General features: G+C 28.6%; 12 protein-coding genes and 1 other annotated feature. Of the genes, 3 read left to right on the plus strand and 9 right to left on the minus strand.

Annotation, left to right across the window (positions count from 1 at the left end):
• Positions 1–73: 73 nt before the first annotated feature.
• From CNEONATNEC86_RS15550 to CNEONATNEC86_RS15570, 5 genes are all read right to left on the minus strand, one after another.
• A complete protein-coding gene (locus CNEONATNEC86_RS15550; protein WP_159136345.1) occupies positions 74–1,189 on the minus strand; it encodes an AI-2E family transporter in 1,116 nt (371 codons plus the stop codon).
• A gap of 549 nt (positions 1,190–1,738) precedes the next feature.
• The gene (gene argS, locus CNEONATNEC86_RS15555) at positions 1,739–3,430 is read right to left on the minus strand and encodes an arginine--tRNA ligase (protein ID WP_058296095.1); all 1,692 of its coding nucleotides are present in this window, start codon (positions 3,428–3,430) and stop codon (positions 1,739–1,741) included.
• Between the two features lie 193 nt (positions 3,431–3,623).
• Positions 3,624–3,842 (minus strand) — a binding site (T-box leader).
• Positions 3,843–3,885: 43 nt separating this feature from the next.
• A complete protein-coding gene (locus tag CNEONATNEC86_RS15560) occupies positions 3,886–4,530 on the minus strand; it encodes a site-2 protease family protein (protein WP_058296096.1) in 645 nt (214 codons plus the stop codon).
• Between the two features lie 91 nt (positions 4,531–4,621).
• Positions 4,622–5,659 carry a hypothetical protein gene (locus CNEONATNEC86_RS15565; RefSeq protein ID WP_058296097.1) on the minus strand — a complete coding sequence of 346 codons (1,038 nt, stop codon included), beginning with the start codon at positions 5,657–5,659 and terminating at the stop codon, positions 4,622–4,624.
• A 19-nt stretch (positions 5,660–5,678) separates the two neighbouring features.
• On the minus strand, positions 5,679–6,716 hold the full coding sequence (locus CNEONATNEC86_RS15570) for a phosphodiester glycosidase family protein (RefSeq protein ID WP_058296098.1): 1,038 nt from the start codon (positions 6,714–6,716) through the stop codon (positions 5,679–5,681).
• Positions 6,717–6,856: 140 nt separating this feature from the next.
• Between CNEONATNEC86_RS15570 and CNEONATNEC86_RS15575 the strand changes: the two genes are divergently transcribed.
• Positions 6,857–7,834 (plus strand): biotin--[acetyl-CoA-carboxylase] ligase, encoded by a 978-nt coding sequence (locus tag CNEONATNEC86_RS15575; protein WP_058296099.1) that lies wholly within the window; start codon positions 6,857–6,859, stop codon positions 7,832–7,834.
• A gap of 64 nt (positions 7,835–7,898) precedes the next feature.
• Here the strand turns inward: CNEONATNEC86_RS15575 and asnA are convergent, their stop codons facing one another.
• Together asnA and CNEONATNEC86_RS15585 are read right to left on the minus strand one after the other, a co-directional pair.
• A complete protein-coding gene (gene asnA, locus CNEONATNEC86_RS15580) occupies positions 7,899–8,906 on the minus strand; it encodes an aspartate--ammonia ligase (protein WP_276325930.1) in 1,008 nt (335 codons plus the stop codon).
• A gap of 232 nt (positions 8,907–9,138) precedes the next feature.
• The gene (locus CNEONATNEC86_RS15585) at positions 9,139–10,095 is read right to left on the minus strand and encodes an L-lactate dehydrogenase (protein WP_058296101.1); all 957 of its coding nucleotides are present in this window, start codon (positions 10,093–10,095) and stop codon (positions 9,139–9,141) included.
• 246 nt (positions 10,096–10,341) lie between these two features.
• On the opposite strand from CNEONATNEC86_RS15585, the gene CNEONATNEC86_RS15590 reads away from it, so the two are divergent.
• Both CNEONATNEC86_RS15590 and rd read left to right on the plus strand, forming a co-directional pair.
• Complete coding sequence (locus CNEONATNEC86_RS15590) at positions 10,342–10,962, plus strand: 3'-5' exonuclease (RefSeq protein ID WP_058296102.1); 621 nt, start codon at positions 10,342–10,344, stop codon at positions 10,960–10,962.
• Between the two features lie 200 nt (positions 10,963–11,162).
• On the plus strand, positions 11,163–11,324 hold the full coding sequence (gene rd, locus CNEONATNEC86_RS15595; protein WP_058296103.1) for a rubredoxin: 162 nt from the start codon (positions 11,163–11,165) through the stop codon (positions 11,322–11,324).
• A gap of 87 nt (positions 11,325–11,411) precedes the next feature.
• Here the strand turns inward: rd and pflA are convergent, their stop codons facing one another.
• Both pflA and pflB read right to left on the minus strand, forming a co-directional pair.
• Positions 11,412–12,131, minus strand: coding sequence for a pyruvate formate-lyase-activating protein (gene pflA, locus CNEONATNEC86_RS15600; RefSeq protein ID WP_058296104.1), 720 nt, complete (start codon positions 12,129–12,131; stop codon positions 11,412–11,414).
• A 266-nt stretch (positions 12,132–12,397) separates the two neighbouring features.
• On the minus strand, positions 12,398–14,632 hold the full coding sequence (gene pflB, locus CNEONATNEC86_RS15605) for a formate C-acetyltransferase (RefSeq protein ID WP_058296105.1): 2,235 nt from the start codon (positions 14,630–14,632) through the stop codon (positions 12,398–12,400).
• Between the last annotated feature and the right edge of the window lie 359 nt (positions 14,633–14,991).

A 14,991-nucleotide genomic window follows, 5' to 3' on the forward strand; every position in this document is an offset into this window, starting at 1 on the left:
ATCTTTATTTTATCTATAATAATAAGGCTTCATTTCTTTTAACAATTCGAAGAAATGAAGCCTGTTAATATTTTCACTTTTTCTTACTAAATATATTTGGATTTTTATTTTTAAAATTACTTACCATTCTAGAATAATATATATTTATAGTTGCCATAGTAGGTGATGCCAAAAGCATTCCTATGGTTCCAAAGAATCCTCCACCAACAATTACAGCGAATATAATTCCAAAAGCACTTACCCCCACTTTTTTCCCTATAAGTTTTGGATCAAGATACCATGCATCAAATTGTTGTATAGCTAGTAATAATAAAAATACCACAATTGCTTTTATCGGTGAAGCAAAAACTGTTACTAAAGCACCTACTATTTCACCTATTAAAGGCCCAAAATAAGGTATCATATTAGTTATCCCAACAACTACTGCTATAAGTATAGCATAAGGTGCATCTATAATTATTAATCCTACAAACGCTATTATAGCTATTATTAAAGAGTCTACAGCTTTTATCCCAATATATCTTCCTATCATTTTATGATAAGTATTTAGTACGCTTAATATATTATTTGCGGCCTTTTCTTTAAAAATCATATATATTATTATTTTTGCATTGTTCAATAATTTTTCTTTATCTATCAAAACATAAATTGATATTAAAAATCCCAATAATAATTTAACTAAATTAGCCGTTATTGAAAACACTGAAGATATTGAATTTTGTAATAACACAATTGTAAAATTACTAATTTTCGTAAATATCATATCTACCTTTTCAATAAAAGCTCCCTGTGTAATAAACTCATTTAATTGATAATTTTGAAATATTGTATCTGACCAATTTTGAATTTTTTCTATATATGATGGTATTTCAGAACTCATATTAACTATACTTTCAATCAAACTTGGTATTGTAAAAAATAATGCAATAAAAATTAGTGCTGCCAACAAGCAATATGTAATTGATATTGATATCGCCCTATTAAATTTTAGTTTTTTTTCAAATAAATTCACTACTGGATTTAAGATATAAGCACATACTAAAGCATATATAAATGGTGATATAATAGATACAAAGTTCTTTATTATATTAAAGAAATAATTATAATTGTCTATTATCTTATATGTTATAATGGCTATCAAAGCCAAAATAAATATATCAAAATATTTATTATTTTTGTTTATCGTCACTTCTCTATTCTTCATTCCTTTCATAATATAATAAAAATCGATTTATGTTATTATATCACACATGATTTATTTGGTTTGCTATATAATTATTAATTTTTTATTAATGATTTTCTTTATTGTGCAATTGCTTCTAATGTTATAATTATATCCTCTAATAAGACTTTAAATCATTATTTTCTAATATTATATTAATATAGCAAAACCAGATTACATAATAATTCGTCTTTAAAATCTCCTAAATATTCGAAATAACAATCATCATAAATCAATTATTTAACGCGTATAAATATGTATTAAAATAATGTTGTTATCATTTTCCTAAAAATATCCACTTTTATGTAATTACATATCATTTATAATAATCAAATTGTAGACATAACAACATTTATTTAAAACATTTGTACATATAATTAAATATGTATAATATCCCCAAGAATCCATATTAAGTTTATCCATAAGAATATACATAATCATGCAAATCATAAAATTACTATCTAATGTATAGCAAAGAGGTTATACATAAAATATGCATAACCTCTTTGTTATATATTACATTTTTTCAACCACATCTATACCTAGTAATTCTAATCCATTTTTAATTACTTGTAAGCTTGCTTTAACTAAAGCTAATCTTGTAGCCTTTAAATCCTCATCTTCTAAATTTAATACTGAATGTGCATTGTAGAATTTATTGAATCCTTTTGCCACTTCAATAACATATCTAGTTAATATAGATGGCTCTAACTTTTCTAATGCCAATGCTATCATATTATTGAAATTAGCAATACTCTTAACTAATTCAAATTCTTCTTTTGAACTTAACTTGCTATAATCTACAGTTCCTTTTGTTTCACCTGCTCTATTAATTATGCTGTTTCCTCTAGCATATGAATATTGTACATATGGACCTGTTTCACCTTCAAATGATAAAATTTCCTTCCAGTCAAATACAATATCTTTTTCTCTTGAATTCTTAAGATAAGTGAATACAACAGCTCCAACACCGATTTTCTTAGCAACTTCCTCTTTATTTTCAAGATCTGGATTCTTTTCATTGATAACTTCCACAGTCTTTTCTACGGCTTCTCTTAATAAATCATCAAGTAAAACTATTGAACCATTTCTAGTTGAAAGCTTTCTATCTGCAAACTTAACTAATCCAAAGCCTACATGAACACAGTCTTTTGCCCATTCATGACCTGCAAGATCTAACACTTTAAATACTTGTTTAAAATGAAGTGCTTGCGGAGTACCAACTACATATACACATTTATAGAAATCATAAGTCTTCTTTCTGTACATAGCAGCTGCTAAGTCTCTTGTTGCATATATTGAAGCACCATCAGCTTTTAAAACTATGCATGGAGGCATATTATAATCTTCAAGCATAACAACTTGTGCTCCATTACTTTCTACAAGTAATTTCTTTTCTTTTAATTCTTTAACAACGGCATCCATTTTATCATTGTAGAATGCTTCTCCATTTAATGAATCAAATTTAACACCTAATATATCATATACTCTTTGGAATTCTTTTAAGCTTAACTCTCTAAATCTAGTCCAAAGTTTAGTTACTCTTTCTTCTCCATCTTCTAAAGCTTTAAAGTTTGCTCTTGCTTCATCTTCCAAACTTGGGTCTTTTTCTGCTTCTTCATGGAATTTAACATATATTCTTAATAGTTCATCTATAGGGGCCTCTTCTAAAGCCTCTTCATCAACCCATCTGTCATATGCTGATATAAGCTTACCAAATTGTGTTCCCCAGTCTCCTAAATGGTTTAATCCTACTGTGTTATATCCTTCTTTCTTAAACATCTTATATAAAGAGTTACCAATTGCTGTAGTAAATAAATGACCTACATGGAATGGCTTAGCTATATTAGGTGAAGAATATTCAACACATACTGTTTTTCCTTCTCCCACATTAGATGAACCATAACTATCACCTTCTTGTAACACTTTTTCAATTGTATTTTTTGCAAATACACCTTTATCTACAAAAAAGTTTAAATATGGTCCTAAATTTTCTATTCTTTCAAAGCCATCCGTAGACATAGCATTCTTTAATTCTTCTGCTATCATATTAGGAGCTTTTCTCATAACCTTTGATAATTGGAAACATGGGAATGCATAATCACCCATTTCTGGCTTTGGTGGTATTTCTATTAATTTTTCTATTGTTTCACTATCTAAGTCAACATGATTTTTTATAAGTTCTGAAACTTTAGCTTTATAATCCATAAAATCCTCCTTAAACAATTCACAATTCACAATGCACAATTCACAGTTTAGGATAAAATCACTATGTGATTTTCTATTTTTATTATCTAATACTTAACAATGCTAAACTAAAATAATTCCTTTCTGATTTTTGTATAATGTTCTATGTGATTATATTTTTAATTTTTTATATAAAAAAATCATCTCTTATAAACAAAGAGACGATTAAATCGCGGTACCACTCTCATTGTATTTTACCTTACGTAAAATACCACTCAACATTTAACGCATGTTTATCTGCGATCATTTAATATAACTTTACCAAATGATTTCTCAAAGGCTCTCTTCCTTTATTCTATTCTATAGGACTTCCACCATAGCTCCTACTCGCTTAAGACATCAAATAAAGTACTCTTCTTTTCTTAGAATTTTTCTATATTAATCTTCATACATTATACGAATATAATTAAAATTTGTCAACTAAATACTATAAGATTTACAATATTAGATAACCATCTTATGACTAAATTTGCAGGTGCTGATATAATATTTCCCGCAAAATATACTGCTCCAATCAATAATAGTGGTCTAATCTGCCATAACTTCTCTTCAATATTATTTAGCCCTCCTCTAAAAAGATCTTTTAAAGCATGAAATCCATCAAATCCAGGTATAGGCAACAAATTAAAAAATCCAAGAAGAACATTAAGAGTTATCACTTCATTTATCATATCATAAAAAACATTAATAGCACTGTTTTGTGACATATTTATATCCACATATTTTAAAAAGAATGCAAAAATAATCGTAAAAAGTATACTTGTTAGAAAATTAGCAATCGGCCCTGCAATACTAACCCAGAAGTCATCTCTATAATAATTTCTATATGCTGATGGATTAGTCCTGACTGGTTTTGCCCATCCAAATCCGAATATTATTATCATTAAAAATCCAACTGGTTCAATGTGATTTGCTGGATTTAAAGTAAGTCTACCTTCATATCGTGGAGTATCATCTCCTAATTTATCTGCCACAAACGCATGTGCAAACTCATGAAATGCAAATGCAATTAATATAGCTGGTATCATTATTGCTTTATCATAAATATTAAAATTCCCCATTATTCCTCCTCATAAAAATTAATATATAAAATTATAGATGAAAGCAAATTTTAAAAACTAATTTTGCTTTCATCTATTGTCATTAATCAAACTATTTATTTTCTTCTAAATCCATGTATTTTAGATTTCCATTATTATCGACAGTTGCTATGAAGTCCTCTTTTATTTCAATAAGCTTTCCTTCATATTCAACTTCTTTTCCTGTCATTAAGTTTTTAACTTTTCCCTCTAAATTATGATTTATTAATATTTCACTTTTTTCATTAAAATACAAATCATTTTTATTAACTACATCTTCCAGGTCAATTTTCTTCCATGTTGAAGTATCTTCTTCAGGTTTTCCATAAGTTATACTTGATACTTTTTCACCATCAAGTTCACCTATATAAACAACACCTTCTTTATCTATTCCGAGTAATGCCAAATTTTTATTTGAGTTAAATTCTAATCTATCGCTTGGATTTGTTATATAGAACTTATTATTAATTCTATCTTCATAAACCAATCTATCTTCTCTTGGAATTACTTCTATATTTCCAAGAACGTCAGCTCTTATACTTTCTCTTGTCAACTTATCATTTCTATCAATTCTATAAAGAACACTCTTCATACTTCCTTTATAAACATCAATATAGTATACACCAGTAAGAACAGATGCACTGATCTTATTTATTTCCATATTATCTTGATAGTCACATATTGTTTTAACTACAATTTCAGAATTATCTTTTGGATCATATGTAATAAGTTGAATAACATTTGTACCATCTTTCATTATCTTTTCAGCTATTATAAGTCTATTTCTGTCAGATAACCACTTATGATACATTATTTCTCCATTATCTTGCGTCACAACTTCTTGTATAGTACCACTTTTAGCTTCTTCAACAAATAATTTGCCATTTTCTACATATGTAAGATATTTTCCATTGAAAGATATTGTTATTTGTTCTGCAGTACCTGGTACTGTTCCTTTAACATTTTCAGCTTTACCTTTATTTAAATCAAGATCTTCTGAATTAATATTTGAGGTGTGTTTAAATATAGTATTCTCTAATACATACAGTCCAGAAAATTGTAACATTACTGATAATATTCCCCAAACAATGAACTTTTTAAACATCTTCATTATCTTCTCTCCTTAAAGTTTACTTAACAATAATCGCTGATGGAATAGGTCTTTCTCCCATACTATTTGACGGATTATTTATTATTTCACCATCATAGTACATTGTAGTTGATTTTCCACCATCTAAATTTATTGCATTATATGCACCTAATTTGTACATAACTTCTTGAAGTTCTGTTAATGAAGCACCCTTACTTCCAACAAGTGATCTTCCATCTATAACCAAAAGAATTACTGCACCATCTAGTCTTTGACCTATGGCAGTTCTTGGTGCTATTCCCCATTCTACTCCAATCTTCGTCATTTTTCCATTAGATATTAAAACCGGGCCAAAACTTAAAGCTTCTTGCGCTCCAAATTCTCTTAATTCTTTTATAGAATAGTTTCCAACTATCATTTTTCCTTCTTTGGTGAAAGCTAGTAAATCAGTTTTACCCGTTTCTCCACCTATATCACTAAATACAATTCCTCCACCACTCATAATAAGTCCACTAGGTAACCCACCATTTCCTGTCCATTGTGCTGATGAAGATGAGTCTGTAAATGCGCCTCCATTAATAGCAGCAACTGCATCATTATTTTGTGCAATTTGTGAAGTGGTTTCTCCTTCTGTTTTAAGTTTAGAACTATAGCCTACTTTTATTCTAGTTGGATCTTTTACTATAAGATAGTATCCAGTATACTTCCCGTTATCACTATTAAATACCTTTGCTTCAATTGTATCATCTTTAATCGTTGGTATTTGTATATCCGAAACATTTGTAACTTCATTTACTTCAGTAGTAGTACCTTGTATTTCTGATATCTTTTCATCTGATAAAAAAGCTGTAGCCAGCCATTGATGACTCATGCTTGTCATAGCTGCACCTACCCATACTCTTTTTGCCTCTTCAAAGGGACCATAAAGTAGTATGAACGGAAATGTACAAGCAGTAAACACTGCTTCAAATATAAGAAAAGAAACAATTATCGAAAATAAATTCTTCTTATTTTTCTTTTTAACTTTTTTTATCTTCTTTTTTCCTTTTCTATTTACATTCTTTCCATTTGTATTCATATTAATATCCTCTCTAAATTGTCTAATAAAAATATATTTCCGTATTTATTTATAACAAAATTAATTATATAATACTTCATTATAAAACGCTAGAGTATATTTTTTATTATGATATAATTCCATATAGGAGGATATTTATTATGGAATATGAAATTTTAACTTTACTAAAAAATGCTGAAGATTATATATCAGGTGAATATATAAGTACTAATTTGAATGTCTCACGAACTGCTATATGGAAACATATTAATAATCTAAAGAAAAAAGGCTATATAATAGAAGGAATTTCAAATAAAGGGTATAAATTAATTTCAGAGCCAGATTTATTAACATCAAATTCTATTATTCCAAATTTAAAAACTAAAACAATAGGTAGAAATATAATTCACTTTGATTCTATAAATTCTACAAATATAAAAGCAAAAGAACTAGCTTCTAATGATCTTACTGATGGGAGCCTTATAATATCTGAGGAGCAGAATGGAGGAAGTGGACGTTTAGGCCGTAAATGGATTTCTCCTAAAGGTGGAATATGGTGCAGCTTAGTATTAAGACCTAATATTCCTCCAATTGAAGCACCAAAAGTGACTCAAATTGCAGCTGCTGCTGTATTTAAATCCTTAGAAGACTTAGGAATAAAATCCACTATAAAATGGCCTAATGATATACATATAGATGGAAAAAAACTTTGTGGAATTCTTGTTGAAATGAAAGGTGACATGGATGCCGTAGATTATTTAGTAGTTGGTACAGGCATAAATGTAAATATAGATTCTGATTTCTTTGATGATAATATTAGGAATATTGCTACTTCTTTAAAATCAAAATTTAATAGAGATTTTGATAGGAGTAAAATTATAGCTGGATATTTAAATCATTTTGAAGAATTATATTTAGATTTTTTGAATAATTTAGATTTGAAGAAAACTATAGATATTTGTAGAGCTAATTCTATCATATTCGGTAAAAAAGCTAAATTGATAACTTATAATAGTGAAGAAATTGTTACTTGCTTGTCTTTATCTGACAGTGGCAATCTTATTGTTAAAGATAGTAATGGTAATGAAAAAACTGTTTTATCTGGTGAAATAACTTTTAACGGATTAAACAACAATTAAATTAAAAGGAATTGAATGTTCATAAGAACTCAATTCCTTTTAATCTCAAAAAATCAAATATGATTTACAATAAAGTTATTCCATGCTCTTCACATATATGCATATTCTTATCATCCCAAACAGAAGCTTGAACTTCTCCTATATGAGCTTTTCTTAAGAAATACATACATATTCTTGACTGACCAATTCCGCCACCAATTGTATAAGGAAGTTCTCCATTTAGAAGCATCTTATGGAATGGAAGTTCACGTCTATCGTTACAGCCTGAAATATTTAACTGTCTATCTAGCGATTCTTCATCAACTCTTATACCCATAGAAGAAACTTCAAAAGCTCTTTCTAGTAAAGGATAATAGAATATTATATCTCCATTTAAATTCCAGTCATCATAGTCTGGTGAACGTCCATCATGTTTTTTACCAGACTTCAATACTCCACCTATTTGCATTATAAATACAGCACCTTTTTCTTTTGCAATAAGATCTTCTCTTTCTTTTGGTGTCTTATCTGGATACATATCCTCAAGTTCTTGAGTTGTAATAAAGAAAATTTCTTCTGGTAAGAATTTATCTTCATTAATTAAATTTTTGCATACAAAATCTTCAGTAGACTTAAATACTTCATAAATTTTTTTCACAGTTTCTTTTAAAGTGTTAATATTTCTATCACTTTTATTTATTATCTTTTCCCAGTCCCATTGATCTACATAAATTGAATGTAAATTATCTAACTCTTCGTCTCTTCTTATTGCATTCATATCTGTATAAAGACCTTGGCCACATTCAAAGTTATATCTATGAAGACTGTATCTTTTCCACTTTGCTAGTGAATGCACTATTTGAACATCTTTTTTAGCTTCTAATAAATCAAAGCTTACCGGTCTTTCTACACCATTTAAATTATCATTGATTCCTGTATTAGGTTCAACAAATAATGGTGCTGATACTCTAGTTAAGCATAATTTTTCCGCCAAAGCTTGTTCAAAAAAATCTTTTATTTTTTTTATGTGCACTTCTGTTTCTATTAAAGAATTTTTAGATTTATAATGTTTAGGTATTATTACTCCTTCAATATTCATTTTAGCCTCCTAAAATATTTATTAGCTTAATGCTAAATTTCTTTATCTTTATAAGTAGTAATTTATATACTCTTATACTCTAAATCTTAAATATTTATTATTTATAAAATTATATATGTTTAAATTTATATATTAAAAGGTTAAGAATGTACACATTCTTAACCTTTTAAATGCTATATTTATTATATTAAATTTTTTTCTTTACGTCAAATGAAATTAAAATTTATTATTTATTGTCAATAACTTTATGAATATTTTCTTTTAATACTGCTGCTGAATCTCTTAATTTCTTTAATTCTTCTTCATCAGTTATTTCAGGATTTACTATTCTTACCGCACCATCTGCATTAACAACTGTTGGTACTGCTAAGTAAACATCATCAATTCCATATTCACCTTGCATTAATGTTGAAACTGTTAAGATTGTATTTTCATCTCTTAATATAGCTTCTACTATTCTAGTTGTTGCAAGACCTATTGCAAAGTAAGTTGCACCTTTTCTATTTATTATTTCATAAGCCGCTCTCTTAACGTCATTTTCAAGAACTGCCTCTACTTCTTTGTTCCATTCTAAGTTAAATTTCTTAGCATATTGAGCAAAAGTTTCACCAGCTATGCTTCCTGTACTAAAACTTGCTACTTCGCTATCACCATGTTCTCCTAATATATATGCGTGAACGTTGTTGTTATTAACATTAAAGTACTTACCGATAACGTGCTTTAATCTTGATGTATCAAGAACTGTACCTGATGCTATAACTCTTTCCTTAGGGAATCCTGATAATTTGTAAGTGATGTAAGCTAATACGTCACATGGATTTGAAACTACTAATAAAATTGCATTTGGACTTGCTGCTGCAATTTGTGGTATAAAGCTTTTAAATATATTATAATTCTTTTCAATTAGGTCTAATCTAGTTTCGCCTGGCTTTTGAGCCGCTCCTGCTGTAATTATTACTATATCAGAATCTTTAGTTTCACTAATGTCACCTGCATATATTCTTACTGGCTTAACAAAAGATGTTCCATGAACTAAGTCCATAGCTTCTCCCATTGCTTTGTCTGCATTGATATCAGATATACAGATTTCAGTAGCTACACCACTGTTCATTAAAGCATATGCAGTTGTTGCTCCAACAAAACCTGCTCCGATTATTGATACTTTACGTACTGTTTTTGCCATATTAAAGCCTCCTAATACTTGATAATCATATTATTAGCACTAATATAATTATTTATTAATTGTTATTTTTTCCTTAATAGGTAACAATATATTTCAATAGTTAATCATTCCCTATTAATAATAATTATTATTATAAAATCCGTATACATTATATATCATTTGAAATTTCTCGTAAATACTATATAATTAAATTTAACAAGTTGATAATAAATATACAAACTTATGTACAAATTGGAGGTACAAATAATGAAATTATTATTTTTTGATACTGAAACTACAAGCGTAAAGCCCGGTAGTATATGTCAATTAAGTTATATAACTGTAGATGCAAGTGCAAAACCTCAAATTACAACTGGTAAGAACTTCTTTTTTACCGTTGATGAGATGGAGCCATCTGCAGAAGAAATACATGGATTTTCTCTTGAAAAACTTTATGAACTATCAAATGGTCAATATTTTGAAGATTTAGTTCCAGAATTTATAGATGATTTTAAAGAATCTGACTTCTTAATTGGACATAATGTAAACTTTGATGTTAGATTTTTGAAACATGAACTACTTACTCTTGGAGAATTCTTTGAGCCAAAAAATATTTTCTGCACAATGGCATACTATAGAGATATCTGTAAAATTCCAAAGGCTAATGGAGAAATTAAAAATCCAAAATTATCTGAAGTAATTGATTGGCTTAATATTTCAGAAAAACAAATTTCAGATACATCTGAAAAATTATTTGAAGGCAGTGGAAATTATCATGATGCTAGGTTTGATACTGCCGCAACATATCTGACAGTTATAGAAGGTTTAAAAAAGGGTCACTTTCCAAAAGGATACTTTTCAAATATATTAAATAACCAAATGAAATAACAAGTTTATAAATAAAATACTCTCTCCACATATTTTTTTATTATAAAATTTATATGTGGAGTATTTTTATGGATTTTTAATAAATTATTAAGTATTAACCAATTATAATATAAATCATATATTATAATATATTTACCTAAGAATTTTTAATTTCTAAATTCTTAGCTTTAGTTTTTAAGAATTCTAAGTGAGGTGATAATATGCAAAAATACGTTTGTGAAGTGTGTGGATATATTTATGATCCTAAAATCGGAGATCCTAATAATGGAATTAAACCCGGTGTAGAATTTTCTGATTTGCCTGATTATTGGGTATGCCCGATTTGCTTATTTAATAAAGATAATTTTTCTCCAATTAAATAACCATTACTAATTCACTTTCAAAGACTATATGATATCTATTTAGTTGCCTTAATTTGAATGCTCATATAGTCTCTTTTTATTCTTTAGTTAATTATTTTTTAATTGGTTAAATATTTCTTCCTGATACTTTTTAGTAAGATCCTTATCCATGGCCTTTACCCCTTCAAGAGGATATTTAACCTTCATTACTTCATATTTATTTGCTCCTAATAAGTGATAAGGTAATAATTCTACCTTTTCTACATTAGGTATATTATCAATGAACTTTTTTACATTTTTCAAGTGTTCTATATCGTCTGTTATTCCTGGTATTACCACATGTCTTATCCACATTTTAGTGTTATTTCTTTTCATAGCTTCTAAAAAATTTAGCGATTCATCTATTTCCATCAAAGTAACATCTTTATAACCATCTCTACTTATATGTTTTACATCAAATAAAACTAAATCTGTATACTTTAATATTTCATCGTAACCTCCAAGACCATATCCAGCTGTATCAATGCATGTATGTATGCCTTTGGCTTTACAGAGCTTTAATACTTCTAGTAAAAATTCTGGTTGTCTTAATGGCTCTCCACCCGAAAAAGTTACACCACCGCCACTGCTTACAAAATAAGTCTTGAACCTTTCAATTTTTTTCACCAATTCGTCTGGAGTATACTCATTTCCTCCATTATACGCCCAAGTATCTGGATTATGACAAAATTTACATCTTAAGCTGCACCCTTGAAAAAAAATCACTGTTCTTATTCCTGGTCCATCCACTAGTCCCATTGATTCAATTGAATGAATCTTTCCTTTCATATTCTTCACCTCTTTTCACTGCTTTAAAGATATAATATTTTACATTGATTAACTTTCATTTTTCAATACTAAAATATCATTTTTATTAAATTTCCCAAAAACTTCTTAAAATTCATATTCAAAATTTTTATATAAATATCTTTTAGTAATAATTAATAATCTAACATCAAGAATTATCAAGTTTCTTAATTTAAAAAGGGAAAGGAATTTATATCCCCCTCCCCCTTATAAAATATATGATATATTTTAATGTAACGTAGCTATATTTAAATACTTTCGTGGAATGTTCTCTTTATAACTTCTTCTTGTTGTTCTCTTGATAATCTGCTGAAGTTAACAGCATATCCAGATACCCTAATTGTTAGTGTTGGATATTGTTCTGGATTATTCATTGCATCAATTAATGTTTGTCTGTTAAGAACATTAACATTTAAGTGGAATGCACCTTGAGTGAAATATCCATCTAAGATGTTAACTAAGTTTACACTTCTTTGTTCTAAATCTTTTCCAAGTGCGTCTGGTACAATTGAGAATGTATTTGATACACCATCTTGACATACATTCATCCATGGAATTTTTGCAACTGAGTTAAGTGATGCTAAAGCTCCATTTTCATCTCTTCCATGCATTGGGTTAGCACCTGGTGCTAAAGCTTCTCCTGCTTTTCTTCCATCCGGAGTTGTTCCTGTTTTCTTACCATACATAACATTAGAAGTTATTGTTAACGCTGATAATGTATGCTTAGCATTTCTGTATAATGGATGTTTCTTAAGTTCACTTGAGAATTTATTAACTAATTCTACTCCTAAATCATCTGCTCTATCATCATCGTTACCGTATTTAGGGAAATCTCCTTCAACTTCGAAATCAACAGCAATTCCGTTTTCATTTCTTATCGGTTTAACTTTTGCATATTTAATAGCTGATAATGAGTCAATTGCAACTGAAAGACCAGCTATACCAAATGCCATTAATCTGCCTACTTCAGTATCATGCAATGCCATTTGTACTGCTTCATAAGCATATTTATCATGCATATTGTGAATTATATTCATTGTATCAACGTAGATCTTAGCAACATATTCTAAAACTTTGAAGTAGTTTTCTTTTACTTTAGCAAAGTCAAGTACCTCATCAGTAATTGGTTCAATTCCTGGTACTACTTTGATTCCCTTTAATTCATCCACTCCACCATTAATAGCATATAATAATGATTTAGCAATGTTACATCTTGCTCCGAAGAATTGCATTTGCTTACCAACAGTCATTGAAGATACACAACAAGCTATTGCATAATCATCTCCATGAACTGGTCTCATTAATTCATCATTTTCATATTGAATAGCATCTGTCTTTATTGATATTTCAGCACAGAACTTTTTGAAGTTTTCTGGTAATTTATCTGACCATAAAACTGTTAAGTTTGGTTCAGCTGAAGTTCCAAGGTTTATTAATGTATGAAGATATCTAAATGAGTTCTTTGTTACAAGCGGTCTTCCGTTTATACCCATACCACCTATTGATTCAGTTACCCAAGTTGGATCTCCACCGAATAATTCGTTATATTCTGGAGTTCTTAAGTGTCTAACTAATCTTAACTTGATGATAAGTTGATCTATAATTTCTTGAGCACCTTTTTCATCTATTAATCCTGCTTCTAAATCTCTTTCTATATAAATGTCAAGGAATGTTGAAGTTCTACCAAATGAAGTAGCAGCTCCATTGTTTTCCTTAATTCCTGCTAAATATCCAAAGTATAGGCTTTGAGCAGCTTCTACTGCATTACTAGCTGGCTTAGAAATATCTATTCCATATTTAGCAGCCATAGATTTAAGTTCACCTAAAGCTCTAATTTGCATAGAAACTTCTTCTCTTTTTCTTACTAATTCATCGAGCATATCCCCGTGTAAGCTTTCGCTATCTAAATCTGCCTTCTTTTGTTCAATTAAATAATCTACTCCATATAATGCAACTCTTCTGTAGTCACCAATGATTCTTCCTCTACCATAAGCATCTGGAAGTCCAGTTAAAAGTCCTGCTGTTCTAGCAGTTCTTATTTCTTTTGTATAAGCATCGAAAACTCCTTCATTATGAGTCTTTCTATATTTAGAGAAATGTTCTGTAATAGCTGGGTCAAGTTCATATCCATATTCTTTTAATGAACTTTGAACCATTCTCATTCCACCAAAAGGATTAACAATTCTCTTAAGTGGAGCATCTGTTTGAAGTCCTACTATAACTTCATTATCTTTATCTATATATCCAGCATCGTAATTATCAACACCTGATACTCTATCAGTTGCAACATCGATAATTCCTTTTTTAACTTCTTCTACTATTAATGCGTATGCCTTATCCCATACTTTCTTTGTCTTTTCACTTGGTCCTTCTAAAAAGCTGCCATCACCTTCATATAATTTATAATTCTTTTGTATAAAGTTTCTTACGTCAATTCCTTCTTGCCAAGTACCTTCTTTAAAGCCTTCCCATTGTTTAAACATAGTCACCCTCCTCCAAATTTTATAACTTCAAAATTAAAGTTTATAATTATTTTATATACAATCCCAAGAGTTTGTTAAATTTTTCTCAAACTCTACACTTATATTGTAACCAATTGCATTAAGCTTGTCAATGAAAATTTTTCTCAATTAAAATCCATTTTCGTTAATTTATTCTTTAAATACACTAATAATGAATTAATTGATTATTATTCATCTACTTGATTATTAAGTATTATCAATAAATATATTGGTTCTAATGATGTTTTTATATTTTTAGTAATAATGTTCATGTAATTACATATAATTCTATAAAAATATTTTTTATATTTATGCAATATTGTAGTGGGATTTTTATATAA

Source organism: Clostridium neonatale, assembly GCF_900465025.1.
In the GTDB taxonomy this organism is placed as follows: Bacteria; Bacillota; Clostridia; order Clostridiales; family Clostridiaceae; genus Clostridium; species Clostridium neonatale.